We start from the raw sequence: 15,550 nt of genomic DNA on the forward strand, positions 1-15,550 counted from the left end.
TGCAGGTGAATTTCGAAACAACGTTTCTATTCTAGCGGGTTCACGGTGAATATCCCGTTCACCAGGTCACACTGAGATGAAAAACTGGGCAAAAACAGGTCACTGTGCTTTGCTTAAAAAAACACCAATCAGGAGTGCGACGATGCCGCGTTTGACTGCCAAAGATTTTCCGCAAGAACTGCTCGACTACTATGACTATTACGCGCATGGCAAAATAACGAAACGCGAGTTTCTCAATCTGGCAGCGAAATATGCAGTGGGTGGCATGACGGCGTTGGCTTTATTCAATTTATTGAAACCCAATTATGCCCTCGCAACGCAGGTAGAATTTACCGATCCCGATATTTTGGCGGAATATATTACTTATCCTTCGCCTGAAGGGCATGGTGATGTGCGGGGATATTTAGTTAAACCTGCGAAGGTGACAGGGAATGTTCCGGCTGTGGTGGTAGTGCATGAGAATCGTGGGCTGAATCCGTATATTGAAGATGTGGCGAGACGGGTGGCGAAGGCGGGCTTTATGGCACTTGCGCCGGATGGATTAAGTTCGGTAGGGGGATATCCTGGCAATGATGATAAAGGTCGGGAATTGCAGCAGCAGGTTGATCCCGTAAAGTTGATGAATGATTTTTTTGCCGCCATTGAATTTATGCAACATTATTCAGGGACGACGGGAAAGGTAGGTATCACCGGATTTTGCTACGGTGGTGGTGTGTCGAATGCCGCTGCTGTGGCTTTCCCTGAACTGGCCTGCGCGGTGCCTTTTTATGGGCGGCAGGTTCCTGCATCAGATGTCCCTAAAATAAACGCGCCTTTATTACTGCACTATGCGCAATTAGACACACGTATTAATGAGGGATGGCCTGCCTATGAAGCGGCGCTTAAGGCCAATAAGAAAGTCTATGAAGCCTATATCTATCCCGGTGTTAATCATGGCTTTCACAACGATTCGACCCCCCGTTATGATAAAGCTGCCGCTGATTTAGCCTGGGAACGTACTCTTGCGTGGTTTAACAAATATTTGCGATAGAAAACAATAGATTATTTAATGCTTATAACTAATTACCTGAATAATAATGCTACCTAATTTCATTAGCATTCATATTGATATAGTGTGGAGAGATAGTGGATGTACTTAAGAAAGTAAAAAAATAAAGAACGCATTATATCTTCTCTACTGCCTGCCGATAACAAGGATAAGTATCGCCTGATGGCGAATTCCTCATCAACGGCAAGGAAATTATTATGCGTTTGCTGAAAAACTTCACTATTCGTATTGTCATGTTGGCAATACTGGGACTTTTTTGCCTGCTCTGGTCGGGCGTGGGTTTATTCAGTCTTCATTCGTTATCAAAAATATCTGAAGGCAATGATATTGACCGTCATCTTGTCCATCAGATGACGGTTCTCAGTCAGGGTAACGATCAGTACTTTCGCTTCGTAACGCGCTTAAGTCGCGCCATGGATGTCAAAATGAGTGGCGGAACGCCTGATTTTGCGCCAGCGCAACAGTCCCTGGAGAATATGAGCAAAAAACTCCAGGAGATGAAAACGTTGTCTCCGGGACCAATGGATCCTGACATCGCTAACGCAGTACTGACGAAGTGGCAGGCGCTGCTGGACAACGGCGTGATCCCGCAAATGCAACTGGCGCAGCAGGGCACGCTTACGGCCTTTGCGGAGCATGCCAGCACTATTACACCCGCGTTGAGCCGTGAATTTGGCGCCAGTGCCGAGCGTTTTAACGCCACGGCAGGTGAGCGACTCGATACCACCCGCGTGATGGTCGATGGCAAAACCTCTATCATCCGGACGCTAATTATCACCGCCGTTATTCTTGGGATTGCCCTCCTTTTCTTTACCGACCGCTACCTTGTTTCCATGATGGTGAAACCGCTGGGACGTATTCGCCAACAGTTCCAGCAGATTGCGCAGGGCGATCTTAGCCATCCCATCGAAGATTTTGGTCGTAACTGTGTGGGTCAACTGGTGCCGTTATTGTGCGCGATGCAGGATAGCCTGCGTGAAGCCGTCAGTACCATCCGTTCAGGTAGTGACAACATCTGGCGAGGGGCGACGGAAATTTCCACCGGGAACAACGATCTCTCCTCACGTACTGAAGAGCAGGCTGCGGCTCTGGAAGAGACCGCTGCCAGCATGGAGCAACTGACCGCAACGGTAAAACTGAACGCAGAAAATGCGCGTGAAGCTAGCCAGCTTGCCGATACGGCCACAGAAACGGCAGGCAAAGGGAGCACGCTGGTTTCGGAAGTGGTTGAGACGATGGACGGCATTGCCGCCAGCTCTAAACAGATCGCGGAAATCACGTCAGTTATTAATAGCATTGCTTTCCAGACCAACATTCTGGCGCTGAACGCGGCGGTTGAAGCAGCCAGGGCAGGCGAGCAGGGGCGCGGTTTTGCCGTCGTCGCCGGTGAAGTACGCAACCTTGCCAGTCGCAGCGCCGGGGCGGCGAAAGAGATTGAGACGCTGATTGGCGAGTCATCGCGTCGTGTTGATCAGGGCGCTCGTCTGGTTAAAGAAACAGGATTAACCATGGAGGCGATTCTGCGCGGCGCCACCGAAGTGACTGTCATCATGAAGCAAATTGCCTCTGCCTCGGAAGAACAGAATAAGGGTATCTCGCAGGTGAGCGTGGCGATCACGCAGATGGACAGCGTAACGCAACAGAATGCTGCGCTGGTAGAACAAGTTTCCGCCGCGGCAGTGGCGCTGGAACGACAAACAGAGGAGCTGCAACGCTCGGTGCAACAGTTCCGCCTTTCCGCTAATGATGTGCAATACGCAGCCAGCCAAACCACTTCCTCTTCAGCAGACAGCAAAACGTCTGCGGCCGCTAAAACGGATGAGTGGGTGTCCTTTTAAGCCGTTATAAAAAGTTCGTGATACCTCTGGTCTTTGCTTAAAAAATCGCTATATAATTTATTATATAGCGATTGGAGGTTATGCATGGACAACCATTTTGGTAAAGGTCTGATGGCCGGATTAAACGCCTCAAGTGCGGACAGTGCACGCTCAGTGGCGAATTTTTGTGCGGATTATAAGCGTGGTTTTGTGCTGGGATTTTCACATCGAATGTTTGAAAAAACGGGCGATCGACAGCTCAGCGCGTGGGAAGCGGGGATCCTGACGCGCCGTTATGGGCTGGATAAAGAGATGGTGATGGATTTCTTTAAAGAGAACCAGTCCAGTACAACAATTCGGTTTTTCATGGCTGGCTATCGACTCGAAGCTTGATCCGAAAGGGGTATTATCTTGCTTTAATTAATTACACTATTGACCTACGCCTTCGTTTTGTTGCTCCGCCGAAGTATTATAATGCACATAACCATATAAAAAGTGTGGTAATGGCGCGCCGATCGCAATATGCAACATGCGAATGGTGCAAAATAAAAGCCAGGTCTTCGCAACGGAATAACTATAAAATGACTGGAGATAACTCTCTCATCAATTCGAGCGGCATTAATCGCCGTGATTTCATGAAGCTTTGTGCAGCACTGGCCGCTACCATGGGGCTCAGTAGCAAAGCCGCCGCAGAAATGGCCGAATCAGTTTCTCGTCCTCAGCGCCCACCGGTTATCTGGATTGGTGCTCAGGAGTGTACGGGTTGTACTGAATCGCTGCTTCGCGCGACACACCCTACAGTGGAAAACCTCGTTCTGGAGACAATCTCTCTGGAATACCATGAGGTGCTCTCTGCCGCCTTCGGCCATCAGGTTGAAGAGAACAAACATAACGCTCTGGAGAAGTACAAAGGGCAATATGTTCTGGTAGTAGATGGTTCTATCCCACTGAAAGATAATGGTATTTACTGCATGGTTGCCGGTGAGCCGATCGTGGATCACATCCGCCGGGCCGCAGAAGGCGCAGCCGCTATCATTGCCATCGGCTCTTGCGCCGCGTGGGGTGGTGTTGCTGCCGCTGGCGTTAACCCAACGGGTGCCGTCGGCCTGCAAGAAGTTCTGCCAGGCAAAACCATCATCAACATTCCCGGCTGTCCGCCGAACCCGCATAACTTCCTCGCAACGGTCGCGCATATCATCACTTATGGTAAGCCGCCGAAGCTGGATACCAAAAACCGTCCGACATTCGCCTATGGCCGTTTGATTCACGAACACTGCGAACGTCGCCCGCACTTCGATGCTGGTCGTTTTGCTAAAGAGTTTGGTGATGAAGGCCACCGCGAAGGTTGGTGCCTCTACCATCTGGGCTGTAAAGGACCAGAAACCTACGGCAACTGCTCAACGCTGCAATTCTGCGATGTGGGCGGCGTGTGGCCGGTGGCTATCGGTCACCCTTGCTACGGCTGTAACGAAGAAGGCGTCGGCTTCCATAAAGGTATTCACCAGCTTGCTCACGTGGAAAACCAAACGCCGCGTTCCGAGAAACCTGACGTCAACATGAAAGAAGGCGGCAATGTTTCTGCCGGAGCGATTGGACTGCTGGGTGGCGTAGTAGGACTGGTTGCCGGTGTCAGCGTGATGGCGGTTCGTGAACTGGGGCGTCAGCAGAAGAAAGATAACGCTGACTCACGGGGAGAATAACCGTGAACAGACGTAACTTTATTAAAGCAGCCTCCAGCGGGGCATTGCTGTTGGGCGCAGCGCCGTCCATCAGCCATGCGGCTGCAGAAAACCGTCCGCCGATCCCAGGTTCTCTTGGGATGCTCTATGACTCGACGCTGTGCGTAGGCTGCCAGGCCTGTGTAACCAAGTGTCAGGATATCAACTTCCCGGCGCGTAACCCGGAAGGCGAGCAAACATGGTCGAACAACGACAAACTGTCGCCGTATACCAATAACATCATTCAGGTGTGGCGTAGCGGAACAGGCGTTAACAAAGACCAGGAAGAAAATGGTTATGCATACATCAAGAAACAGTGCATGCACTGTGTTGATCCGAACTGCGTTTCCGTTTGCCCGGTCTCCGCGCTGAAGAAAGATCCGAAAACCGGCATCGTCCATTATGACAAAGATGTCTGCACGGGCTGTCGTTACTGCATGGTCGCCTGCCCGTACAACGTGCCTAAGTACGACTACAACAACCCGTTTGGTGCACTTCACAAATGTGAACTGTGTAACCAGAAAGGCGTTGAGCGTCTGGACAAAGGTGGTTTACCGGGTTGTGTTGAAGTGTGCCCAGCCGGTGCGGTGATTTTTGGTACGCGTGAAGAGCTGATGGCTGAGGCGAAAAAACGTCTCGCGCTGAAGCCTGGTAGCGAATACCACTATCCGCGTCAGACGGTGAAAGCAGGCGATACCTATCTGCATACGGTACCGAAGTACTACCCGCACCTGTACGGTGAGAAAGAAGGCGGTGGTACGCAGGTTATGGTACTGACGGGTGTTCCTTACGAGGATTTGGATCTGCCGAAGCTGGATGATCTTTCAACTGGTGCGCGTTCCGAACATGTTCAACATTCCCTGTACAAGGGCATGATATTACCCCTGGCTGCGCTGGCGGGCTTAACCGTGCTGGTTCGTCGTAACACGAAAAACGACCATCACGATGGAGGAGACGATCATGAGTCATGATCCTAAACCGCTGGGCGGAAAAATAATCAGCAAACCGGTCATTATTTTTGGGCCGCTTATCGTCCTGTGTATGCTCCTGATCGTGAAACGTCTGGTCTTCGGACTGGGCTCAGTCTCCGATCTGAACGGCGGTTTCCCATGGGGTGTATGGATCGCGTTTGACCTGTTGATTGGTACTGGCTTCGCGTGCGGTGGTTGGGCGCTGGCGTGGGCGGTGTATGTTTTCAACAGAGGCCAATACCATCCGTTGGTTCGTCCGGCGCTGCTGGCGAGCCTGTTTGGCTACTCGCTGGGTGGTCTGTCGATCACCATTGACGTCGGTCGTTACTGGAACCTGCCGTATTTCTACATTCCGGGCCACTTCAACGTGAACTCGGTACTGTTCGAAACGGCGGTCTGTATGACCATCTATATCGGCATCATGGCGCTGGAATTTGCTCCGGCTCTGTTTGAACGTCTGGGGTGGAAAGTTTCCCTCAAACGTTTGAATAAAGTGATGTTCTTTATTATTGCCCTCGGCGCGCTGCTGCCAACCATGCACCAGTCTTCAATGGGTTCATTGATGATTTCTGCGGGTTATAAGGTGCATCCACTATGGCAAGCTTATGAAATGCTGCCGCTTTTCTCGGTATTAACCGCCTTTATTATGGGCTTCTCGATCGTCATCTTTGAAGGCTCGTTGGTACAAGCCGGTCTGAAAGGTAACGGTCCGGACGAGAAAAGTTTGTTCATCAAGCTGACGAATACCATCAGCGTGCTGCTGGCTATTTTCGTCGTTCTGCGCTTTGGCGAACTGATCTATCGCGACAAGCTGTCCTATGCGTTCTCAGGCGATCTTTACTCCCTGATGTTCTGGCTTGAAGTCGTGCTGATGGTCTTCCCGCTGGTGGTGCTGCGCGTCACTAAGCTGCGTAATGACTCGCGCATGCTGTATCTGTCTGCGCTGAGCGCATTGCTGGGTTGTGCAACATGGCGTCTGTCCTATTCGCTGGTGGCGTTCAATCCTGGTGGTGGCTACCACTACTTCCCGACCTGGGAAGAGCTGTTGATTTCTATTGGTTTTGTGGCTATTGAGATTTGTGCATACATCGTACTCATTCGTCTACTGCCGATACTTCCTCCTTTAAAACAAAACGATCAAAATCGTCATGAGGCGAGCAAAGCATGAGCCAGAGAATTACTATTGATCCGGTAACCCGTATTGAGGGTCATTTACGCATCGACTGCGAAATCGAAAATGGCGTGGTATCTAAAGCATGGGCTTCCGGTACCATGTGGCGCGGCATGGAAGAGATCGTGAAAAACCGCGATCCGCGCGATGCCTGGATGATTGTGCAGCGTATCTGTGGCGTTTGTACTACCACTCACGCTATCTCTTCCGTTCGTGCAGCAGAAAGCGCGCTGAATATTGATGTTCCGGTGAACGCACAGTATATCCGTAACATCATTCTGGCCGCGCACACCACGCATGACCACATTGTTCACTTCTATCAGCTGTCTGCGCTGGACTGGGTGGATATCACCTCTGCCCTGAAAGCTGACCCAGCGAAAGCGTCTGCCATGCTGAACGGCGTGTCCTCCTGGCACCTGAACAGCGCAGAAGAGTTCACCAAGGTTCAGAACAAGATCAAAGATCTTGTTGCCAGCGGTCAGTTAGGCATTTTTGCTAACGGTTGCTGGGGTCACCCGGCAATGCAACTGCCGCCGGAAGTGAACCTGATTGCGGTCGCACACTACCTGCAAGCGCTGGAATGCCAGCGTGATGCCAACCGCGTTGTGGCACTGTTGGGCGGTAAAACGCCGCACATCCAGAACCTGGCGGTAGGTGGGGTTGCTAACCCAATTAACCTTGACGGTCTCGGCGTGCTGAACCTTGAACGCCTGATGTACATCAAGTCCTTCATCGATAAGCTGAGCGACTTCGTTGAGCAGGTGTACAAGGTTGATACTGCGGTTATTGCTGCGTTCTATCCTGAGTGGCTGGAACGTGGTCAGGGTGCGGTTAACTATCTGAGTGCGCCGGAATTCCCGACAGACGGTAAAAACGGTAGCTTCCTGTTCCCGGGCGGTTATATCACCGATGCTGATCTGTCGACCTATCGTCCGATCACCTCTCACTCCGATGAGTACCTGATCAAAGGAATTCAGGAGAGTGCGAAACACGCGTGGTACAAAGACGAAGCGCCGCAGGCTCCGTGGGAAGGCACAACGGTTCCTGATTACACCGGTTGGTCAGATGACGGCAAATACTCCTGGGTTAAAGCGCCGACCTTCTACGGCAAAACGGTTGAAGTGGGTCCGCTGGCCAACATGCTGTGTAAACTGGCGGCCAAACGCGAGTCTACCCATGCCAAGCTGAATGAAATCATCGCTATTTACACCAAGCTGACCGGTAAAACTATCGAAGTGTCGCAGTTGCACTCTACGCTGGGCCGTATTATTGGCCGTACCGTTCACTGCTGTGAACTGCAGAACGTTCTGCAGGATCAGTACAATGCGCTGATTGTGAACATCGGTAAAGGCGACCACACCACCTTCGTGAAACCGGATATTCCGGCAACAGGCGAATTCAAAGGTGTTGGTTTCCTCGAAGCGCCACGCGGTATGCTGTCTCACTGGATGGTGATTAAAGACGGCATTATCAGCAACTACCAGGCGGTTGTACCGTCAACCTGGAACTCTGGCCCACGTAACTTTAATGATGAAGTGGGGCCGTATGAGCGCTCGCTGGTAGGTACGCCGATTGCCGATCCAAACAAACCGCTGGAAGTGGTTCGTACCATTCACTCCTTCGACCCTTGTATGTCATGTGCGGTGCATGTGGTGGACGTTGACGGGAACGAAGTGGTCTCAGTTAAGGTTCTGTAATGCGGATATTAGTCTTAGGGGTCGGCAATATTTTGCTGACCGACGAAGCCATCGGGGTACGTATCGTTGAGGCATTAGAGCAACGGTACATCCTGCCAGACTTTGTTGATGTTCTGGACGGTGGTACGGCTGGGATGGAGCTTCTCGGCGATATGGCGAACAGAGATCATCTGATCATTGCTGACGCCATTGTGTCGAAGAAAAACACGCCAGGAACGATGATGGTCCTGCGGGATGAAGAGATCCCGGCGCTGTTTACCAACAAAATCTCACCGCACCAGCTTGGCCTGGCCGACGTATTGTCGGCCCTGCGTTTTACCGGCGAGTTTCCGAAAAAGCTGACCTTAGTCGGCGTTATTCCGGAATCGTTGGAACCGCATATCGGGCTAACGCCAACGGTTGAAGCGATGATTGAACCTGCGCTGGAGCAGATTCTTGCCGCGCTTCGCGAATCAGGCGTTGAAGCGATCCCTCGGGAGGCGGCTCATGTCTGAGGAGTTTGTCGGTTTTCAGACGGCCCCGAAGACGCAGATTCAGGCAGCGTTTGAAGAGGTTGCCCGGCGTTCGATGCACGACCTCTCGTTCTTGCATCCGAATATGCCGGTATATGTCTCTGATTTTACGCTGTTTGAAGGACAGTGGACGGGGTGTGTTATCACACCCTGGATGCTCAGCGCACTGATTTTCCCCGGACCGGACCAGATCTGGCCGGTGCGTAAAGTCAGTGAAAAAATCGGGTTGCGTCTGCCGTATGGCGAGATGACCTTTACCGTTGGTGAACTGGAGGGCGTATCGCAATACCTTTCCTGTTCACTGATGTCGCCGCTTTCGCACAGTATGTCGGCGCAAGAAGGTGTGCGTCTGACTGACGATTGCGCGCGCATGCTGTTATCGCTGCCGGTGAGCGATCCGAATGCGCCGCAGCTAAATCGCCGCGCGCTGCTGCTGGGTCGTCGGAACTGCGAAAATGCATGAGCTGTCCCTTTGTCAGAGCGCGGTTGAGATTGTTCAACAGCAGGCAGAGCAGCACGGTGTCAAACGTGTAACCGGTGTTTGGCTGGAAATCGGAGCGCTCTCGTGCGTTGAAGAGAGCGCCGTCCGTTTCAGCTTCGACATCGTCTGTCAGGGCACGCTGGCGCAAGGGTGTGAGCTGCATATTGATTACAAACCAGCCCAGGCATGGTGCTGGGATTGCAGTCAGGTTGTGGAAATCACCCAGCATGATGCGCAGTGTCCACTATGTCAGGGCGATCGTCTGCGGGTTGATGCAGGCGATTCACTGAAAGTGAAAAGTATTGAAGTCGAATAACCCATAGGTTGCTATGGGGCGGAGTCAGATATGTGTATTGGAGTCCCTGGTCAGGTTCTGGCCGTTGGTGAAGATATTCACCAGCTTGCGCAGGTTGAAGTGTGCGGCATCAAACGTGATGTCAATATTGCCCTGATTTGTGAAGGTGATACCGCTGAGCTGGTCGGGCAATGGGTGCTGGTGCACGTAGGGTTCGCCATGAGCATCATTGATGAAGATGAAGCTAAAGCCACGTTAGACGCACTTCGCCGCATGGAGTACGACGTCACCAGCGCGTGACAATCGGTTAGTGCCTGATGGCGTTACGCTTATCAGGCCTACACCTTCTATGTAGGCCGGATAAGGCATTTATGCCGCCATCCGGCATCTTGCGTTAACCCTGGCGCTTATCTTCGGTATTGGTGTCGAAGTCGCTGGCGTCATGACGTTCATGAAGCTGCTCGTTTAGCGGCCCGTTAGTGCGGTTTACAATACGACCTCGCTTAACTGCCGGACGCTCGGCAACCTCTTTTGCCCAGCGTTGCACGTGCTTGTAACTTCCTGCATCGAGGAACTCTGCCGCGTCGTACACGTTACCCAGCACCACATTGCCAAACCACGGCCAAACCGCCATATCGGCAATGGTGTATTCATCTCCTGCCACAAACTGATTTTGTGCTAACTGCTTATCCAGTACGTCGAGTAAGCGTTTGGCTTCCATGGTGAAGCGGTTAATAGCGTACTCAATTTTTACCGGCGCATAGTTATAGAAGTGGCCAAAACCACCGCCGAGGAACGGCGCCGCGCCTTGTAGCCAGAACAGCCAGTTCAGCGTTTCGGTACGTTTTGCCAAATCTTGCGGCAGGAAATAACCATATTTTTCCGCCAGATAGAGCAGGATTGCGCCAGATTCGAATACGCGAACCGGTGGGTTTTGCGAGTGGTCACGCAGTGCCGGGATCTTCGAGTTCGGATTCACCTCAACAAAGCCGCTGGAAAACTGATCGCCGTCGCCAATGCGAATAATCCAGGCATCATATTCCGCGCCCTTCACGCCCTGCGCCAGTAACTCCTCCAGCATAATCGTCACTTTCTGCCCGTTTGGCGTCCCCAACGAATAGAGCTGTAGCGGATGCTTGCCAACCGGCAGCGTCTTCTCGTGGGTGGCGCCGGAAATCGGGCGGTTGATATTGGCGAATGCGCCGCCGTTCGATTTTTCCCACGTCCAGACTTTCGCGGGCTGATAGGTATTGTCTGACATATTGACCTGCCTTCTGAGTGGTTGTGTTGATGCAGTGTAGCAGTTAGGTAGAACTCAATTTAACAGATTGGGACTTTATGTCGCTTTGTGCTGAAAGGGGAAGATAAATCTAACCCGTTCATTGTACCTGGCCCGTACTCCATGAAGAGGAAATCAATGTTGGACGGAAATTGCTACCGTATTCACCATCAAAAATTGGCGGTGAATAAGCTGTAATAATGAAAAATGGTGTTCCAGGAGTAAGCGGTTATCAGGGCCCTGCGGGTGGGTGGGGTGCGGTAAAAGCCGTCACTGCTTCGGTGTTTTCGCAAAAGGCTGTCGCGCGCGACATTATCGCGATGTTCAAAATGAACCAGGTGAAAGGGTTCGACTGTCCGGGCTGTGCGTGGCCGGACCCCGGGCATCGTGCGCCAATGGAGTTGTGCGAAAATGGCGTTAAGGCGGTTTCCTGGGAGACAACCAGTAAGAAAGCGTCACCGGAATTTTTCAGTCGTCACCCGGTTTCCACACTCTGGCACTACAGCGATTATGAACTGGAAAACATTGGTCGTTTGACGCATCCAATGAAATACGATGCAGTGTCAGACACCTGGCAGGCGGTGGATTGGGATATCGCCTTTCGGGAGATCGGCGAGCGTCTGCGCAGCTATGACTCAGCACAACAGGTTGAGTTTTATACCTCCGGCAGAACGTCAAATGAGGCGGCGTTCCTGTATCAGCTGTTTGCCCGCGAATATGGTAGCAGCAACTTTCCTGATTGCTCAAACATGTGCCACGGACCGACCAGCGCAGGGCTAACGCCGGCCATTGGCCTTGGGAAAGGGACCGTTGAACTTGATGATTTTGACCACTGCGATCTGGTGATTTGTATCGGGCATAACCCTGGTACTAACCATCCACGCATGCTGACCACCTTACGCGACGTTGCCAAACGTGGAGCCAAAATTATCTCCATCAACCCGCTGAACGAAAGGGGGCTTGAGCGCTTTAGCTTCCCGCAAAGCGCGAAAGAGATGTTCACCGGTCAGGCTACGGAGCTGAGCAACGACTACTACCAGGTCAAAATGGGCGGTGACGCCTCGTTGCTCAAAGGCATAATGAAGGCGCTGATCGAAATGGACGAAGCGCGGATCCTACTGGATCAGCAGCCGACGCTCGATCATGCGTTTATCGACCAACATACCGCGGGATATGCAGCGCTGTATGACGACTTACGTCAGCATAACTGGGCTGAGCTGGAACAGGACTCGGGCCTGACGCGCAGTCAGATGGAAGATCTGGCGCACAGCTACAGTAAATCCAGCGCCACGATTGTTTGTTATGGTCTGGGCATCACTCAGCATAAAAACGGCACCGAGAACGTCCAGCAGCTGGTAAATCTGTTGTTGCTGAAAGGCAATATGGGTAAGCCCGGCGCGGGGATCTGCCCGTTACGCGGCCATTCTAACGTGCAGGGCGATCGTTCTGTGGGGATCAACGAAGCGGCGTCCGAAGACTTCCTGCAACGCCTTGAGAAGCATTTTTCTATCCGCGTTCCGCGCAAACATGGACGCTCCAGCGTGGAGAGCATTCGGGCCATCGAGCGGGGAGACGCAAAAGCGCTCATCTGCATGGGCGGCAATCTGGCGGTAGCGATGCCCCAGCCGCAGCGTACCTTTGCGGCGATGAAAAATCTGGATCTGCAGGTCCATGTGGCGACCAAACTGAACAGATCGCATCTGCTGATGGCAAAGCATAACTACCTGCTACCTGTATTAGGCCGAACGGAGCGCGACATGCAGGCGACGGGGATCCAGTCAGTGACCGTCGAAGATTCTATGTCGATGGTTCACGCTTCCTGTGGCGCGCTGAAGCCGGCTTCCCGCTGGCTAAAATCGGAGCCCGCGATTGTGGCGGGCATGGCGCGTGCCACGCTGCCGCATTCTCCTATCAACTGGGAAGCATTTACCGGGGACTACGCGCTGATCCGTGACGCCATTGAAGCCGTGATCCCGGCGTTCCACGATTACAACGCACGTATTGCCGAGCCGGGCGGATTTCGTATGGATACACCTGCTTCGCGCCGTGAATGGCGAACGGAGAATGGCAAAGCCAACTTTATCGTCAGCCATCAGCGGGCGGTAGAGCGGGAACATCAGCCTGCTGATGCACTGGTTCTGGCAACGCTGCGTAGCCACGATCAGTACAACACCACGATTTATGGGATGAACGATCGCTATCGTGGCATTACTGGCCGTCGGGATGTGGTGTTTTTAAGCGCCGAAGAAGCGACGAGCCGCGGTCTGAGCCAGGGTGATGTGGTCAACGTTCAGGCGCTGGACGACAACGGTCAGCCCTGCGCGGATCGCATCATGTACGGCTTAACGGTGGTGATTTACAACATGGCGGCTGGCTCAATTGGCGCTTATCTGCCTGAAGCGAATGTCCTGCTTTCGCTGGATGCAGTAGATACACAAAGTTTGACTCCGGCGTATAAAAGCGTACCGGTCACCCTGACCAAAGCGTAGATCCTGCTGTGAATTTTTCGCCTCTGAGCGCCAGCCGCTGCGTTGAGGTGTATGATGATGTCGACCTCTGTCCGGTTAGTGTCGCAGAGCAGGCAATCAGAGCGAAAAATTCACGCCAACCTGCTCAGGCTGTATTGTTTTGAGGTAAGGTGCATGAGCAAAGGAACGACCAGTCAGGATGCCCCATTCGGGACATTATTGGGCTATGCCCCAGGTGGCGTAGCAATCTACTCTTCAGATTACAGCTCCCTCGACCCACGGGACTACGACGATGATGCAGCATTTCGCAGCTATATCGACGATGAATACATGGGCCACAAATGGCAGTGCGTAGAGTTCGCACGCCGCTTTCTCTTCCTTAACTATGGCATGGTCTTCACCGATGTGGGTATGGCCTGGGAGATCTTCTCCTTACGCTTCCTGCGCGAAGTAGTGAATGACAACATCCTACCGTTACAGGCATTTCCGAATGGTTCGCCCCGCGCGCCGGTAGCAGGGGCTCTGCTTATCTGGCAAAAAGGCGGTGAATTTAAAGATACCGGGCATGTGGCGGTCGTCACCCAGTTGCTGGAAAACAAAATCCGTATTGCCGAACAGAACGTGCTCCATACGCCGCTGCCTCCCGGACAGCAGTGGACCCGCGAACTGGAGATGGTGGTTGAGAACGGTTGTTACACCCTGCGTGATACCTTTGACGATACGACTATTCTTGGTTGGATGATCCAGACCGATGATACCCGTTTCAGCCTGCCGCAGCCGGAGATCGCCAATGACTCGCTGAAAATTGGCGGCGCGCGACTGGAAGATAACGGGCAATTTGATGGTAAATGGCTGAATGAGCAGGACCCGCTGCAAAAAGCCTACGTTCTGGCGAATGGCCATGTGATTAATCAGGACCCGCATCAATACTTCACCATTACCGAGAGCGCCGAGCAGGAGCTGATTAAAGCCACTAACGAGCTGCACCTGATGTATCTGCATGCGACCGACAAGGTGCTGAAAGACGACAACCTGCTGGCGCTGTTTGATATCCCGAAAATCCTCTGGCCGCGCCTGCGCCTTTCCTGGCAGCGTCGTCGGCATCATATGATTACGGGGCGTATGGATTTCTGTATGGATGAACGTGGACTGAAGGTGTATGAGTACAACGCCGATTCCGCATCGTGCCATACCGAAGCCGGTTTGATCCTCGAAAGATGGGCCGAACGGGGCTACACAGGGCAGGGACACAACCCGGCTGAAGGGTTGATCAACGAACTGGCGGGGGCCTGGAAGCACAGCCGTGCACGTCCGTTTGTCCACATCATGCAGGATAAGGATATCGAGGAAAACTATCACGCGCAGTTTATGCAGCAGGCGCTGCGTCAGGCCGGGTTTGACAGCAAAATTCTGCGAGGTCTGGATGAACTGCGCTGGGATGACGCCGGTCAATTGATTGACGGGGACGGCCGTCTGGTGAACTGCGTCTGGAAGACCTGGGCGTGGGAAACCGCAATTGAACAGGTGCGCGAGGTCAGCGAAACGGAGTACGCCGCGGTGCCAATTCGTACCGGGCATACGAATCAGGAAGTGCGCTTAATCGATGTGTTGCTGCGCCCGGAAGTGCTGGTCTTCGAACCTCTGTGGACGGTTATCCCTGGCAACAAAGCGATTCTGCCGATCCTCTGGCAACTGTTCCCGCACCACCGTTATCTGCTTGATACGGATTTCACTGTTAATGAAGAGTTGGCGCAAACCGGTTATGCGGTGAAACCTATTGCAGGACGTTGTGGCAGCAACATCGATCTTGTGAGTCATCAGGAAGAGCTACTGGATAAAACCAGCGGTAAGTTTGCCGAGCAGAAGAACATTTATCAGCAGCTTTGGTGTCTGCCAAAAGTTGCCGGTAAATATATCCAGGTTTGTACCTTTACCGTAGGTGGTAACTACGGCGGTACCTGCCTGCGCGGTGACGAGTCGCTGGTGATTAAAAAAGAGAGCGATATTGAACCGCTGATTGTGTTGAAGGAAGACTAATCTTTCTGCTCGCTCACGAGTGAGATATGAAAAGCCGGAGTATCTCTCCGGTTTTT

Annotated in this window: 14 protein-coding genes; 13 read left to right on the plus strand and 1 reads right to left on the minus strand. The window is 52.6% G+C overall.

Annotated elements, in window-relative coordinates:
- The first annotated feature begins 142 nt into the window (after positions 1-142).
- The 11 genes from yghX (at position 143) to hybG (ending at position 10,010) form a co-directional block, all read left to right on the plus strand.
- Positions 143-1,030 carry a YghX family hydrolase gene (yghX, locus tag OGY10_RS16205; RefSeq protein ID WP_111464937.1) on the plus strand — a complete coding sequence of 296 codons (888 nt, stop codon included), beginning with the start codon at positions 143-145 and terminating at the stop codon, positions 1,028-1,030.
- 215 nt (positions 1,031-1,245) lie between these two features.
- Complete coding sequence (locus OGY10_RS16210; RefSeq protein ID WP_191226768.1) at positions 1,246-2,886, plus strand: methyl-accepting chemotaxis protein; 1,641 nt, start codon at positions 1,246-1,248, stop codon at positions 2,884-2,886.
- A gap of 84 nt (positions 2,887-2,970) precedes the next feature.
- Positions 2,971-3,258: a DUF2623 family protein gene (locus OGY10_RS16215; protein ID WP_003024490.1), complete on the plus strand. Its 288-nt coding sequence runs from the start codon at positions 2,971-2,973 to the stop codon at positions 3,256-3,258.
- A gap of 188 nt (positions 3,259-3,446) precedes the next feature.
- On the plus strand, positions 3,447-4,565 hold the full coding sequence (gene hybO / locus OGY10_RS16220) for a hydrogenase 2 small subunit (RefSeq protein ID WP_003024486.1): 1,119 nt from the start codon (positions 3,447-3,449) through the stop codon (positions 4,563-4,565).
- 2 nt (positions 4,566-4,567) lie between these two features.
- Positions 4,568-5,554, plus strand: a complete 987-nt coding sequence (gene hybA / locus OGY10_RS16225; RefSeq protein WP_003828357.1) for a hydrogenase 2 operon protein HybA — start codon at positions 4,568-4,570, stop codon at positions 5,552-5,554.
- A complete protein-coding gene (hybB, locus tag OGY10_RS16230; protein WP_003828354.1) occupies positions 5,544-6,722 on the plus strand; it encodes a Ni/Fe-hydrogenase cytochrome b subunit in 1,179 nt (392 codons plus the stop codon). Before hybA ends, hybB begins: the two co-directional genes overlap by 11 nt.
- The gene (gene hybC / locus OGY10_RS16235; RefSeq protein ID WP_003828353.1) at positions 6,719-8,422 is read left to right on the plus strand and encodes a hydrogenase 2 large subunit; all 1,704 of its coding nucleotides are present in this window, start codon (positions 6,719-6,721) and stop codon (positions 8,420-8,422) included. The genes hybB and hybC overlap by 4 nt, the downstream gene beginning before the upstream one ends.
- Positions 8,422-8,916 (plus strand): HyaD/HybD family hydrogenase maturation endopeptidase, encoded by a 495-nt coding sequence (locus OGY10_RS16240; RefSeq protein WP_008785805.1) that lies wholly within the window; start codon positions 8,422-8,424, stop codon positions 8,914-8,916. Before hybC ends, OGY10_RS16240 begins: the two co-directional genes overlap by 1 nt.
- Entirely contained in the window at positions 8,909-9,397 is a 489-nt protein-coding gene (gene hybE, locus OGY10_RS16245; protein WP_008785804.1) for a hydrogenase-2 assembly chaperone, read from the plus strand. Before OGY10_RS16240 ends, hybE begins: the two co-directional genes overlap by 8 nt.
- The gene (gene hypA, locus OGY10_RS16250; RefSeq protein WP_003828349.1) at positions 9,390-9,731 is read left to right on the plus strand and encodes a hydrogenase maturation nickel metallochaperone HypA; all 342 of its coding nucleotides are present in this window, start codon (positions 9,390-9,392) and stop codon (positions 9,729-9,731) included. The genes hybE and hypA overlap by 8 nt, the downstream gene beginning before the upstream one ends.
- Before the next feature lie 30 nt (positions 9,732-9,761).
- The gene (gene hybG / locus OGY10_RS16255; protein WP_003024459.1) at positions 9,762-10,010 is read left to right on the plus strand and encodes a hydrogenase maturation factor HybG; all 249 of its coding nucleotides are present in this window, start codon (positions 9,762-9,764) and stop codon (positions 10,008-10,010) included.
- 94 nt (positions 10,011-10,104) lie between these two features.
- On the opposite strand, the gene yghU is transcribed toward hybG, so the two are convergent.
- Entirely contained in the window at positions 10,105-10,971 is an 867-nt protein-coding gene (gene yghU / locus OGY10_RS16260) for a glutathione-dependent disulfide-bond oxidoreductase (RefSeq protein ID WP_286577018.1), read from the minus strand.
- A 218-nt stretch (positions 10,972-11,189) separates the two neighbouring features.
- On the opposite strand from yghU, the gene OGY10_RS16265 reads away from it, so the two are divergent.
- A complete protein-coding gene (locus tag OGY10_RS16265; RefSeq protein ID WP_286577020.1) occupies positions 11,190-13,478 on the plus strand; it encodes an FdhF/YdeP family oxidoreductase in 2,289 nt (762 codons plus the stop codon).
- Positions 13,479-13,631: 153 nt separating this feature from the next.
- The gene (gene gss, locus OGY10_RS16270; protein WP_286577022.1) at positions 13,632-15,494 is read left to right on the plus strand and encodes a bifunctional glutathionylspermidine amidase/synthase; all 1,863 of its coding nucleotides are present in this window, start codon (positions 13,632-13,634) and stop codon (positions 15,492-15,494) included.
- Positions 15,495-15,550: the final 56 nt, after the last annotated feature.

The sequence above is a fragment of the Citrobacter sp. Cpo148 genome, assembly GCF_030332375.1.
In the GTDB taxonomy this organism is placed as follows: Bacteria; Pseudomonadota; Gammaproteobacteria; order Enterobacterales; family Enterobacteriaceae; genus Citrobacter; species Citrobacter portucalensis.

Bases quoted from the DNA above. Each gene is read 5' to 3' on its own strand.
- yghX (WP_111464937.1), top strand. From the start codon at position 143: ATGCCGCGTTTGACTGCCAAAGATTTTCCGCAAGAACTGCTCGACTAC.
- OGY10_RS16210 (WP_191226768.1), top strand. From the start codon at position 1,246: ATGCGTTTGCTGAAAAACTTCACTATTCGTATTGTCATGTTGGCAATA.
- OGY10_RS16215 (WP_003024490.1), top strand. From the start codon at position 2,971: ATGGACAACCATTTTGGTAAAGGTCTGATGGCCGGATTAAACGCCTCA.
- hybO (WP_003024486.1), top strand. From the start codon at position 3,447: ATGACTGGAGATAACTCTCTCATCAATTCGAGCGGCATTAATCGCCGT.
- hybB (WP_003828354.1), top strand. From the start codon at position 5,544: ATGAGTCATGATCCTAAACCGCTGGGCGGAAAAATAATCAGCAAACCG.
- hybC (WP_003828353.1), top strand. From the start codon at position 6,719: ATGAGCCAGAGAATTACTATTGATCCGGTAACCCGTATTGAGGGTCAT.
- OGY10_RS16240 (WP_008785805.1), top strand. From the start codon at position 8,422: ATGCGGATATTAGTCTTAGGGGTCGGCAATATTTTGCTGACCGACGAA.
- hybE (WP_008785804.1), top strand. From the start codon at position 8,909: ATGTCTGAGGAGTTTGTCGGTTTTCAGACGGCCCCGAAGACGCAGATT.
- hypA (WP_003828349.1), top strand. From the start codon at position 9,390: ATGCATGAGCTGTCCCTTTGTCAGAGCGCGGTTGAGATTGTTCAACAG.
- hybG (WP_003024459.1), top strand. From the start codon at position 9,762: ATGTGTATTGGAGTCCCTGGTCAGGTTCTGGCCGTTGGTGAAGATATT.
- yghU (WP_286577018.1), bottom strand. From the start codon at position 10,971: ATGTCAGACAATACCTATCAGCCCGCGAAAGTCTGGACGTGGGAAAAA.
- OGY10_RS16265 (WP_286577020.1), top strand. From the start codon at position 11,190: ATGAAAAATGGTGTTCCAGGAGTAAGCGGTTATCAGGGCCCTGCGGGT.
- gss (WP_286577022.1), top strand. From the start codon at position 13,632: ATGAGCAAAGGAACGACCAGTCAGGATGCCCCATTCGGGACATTATTG.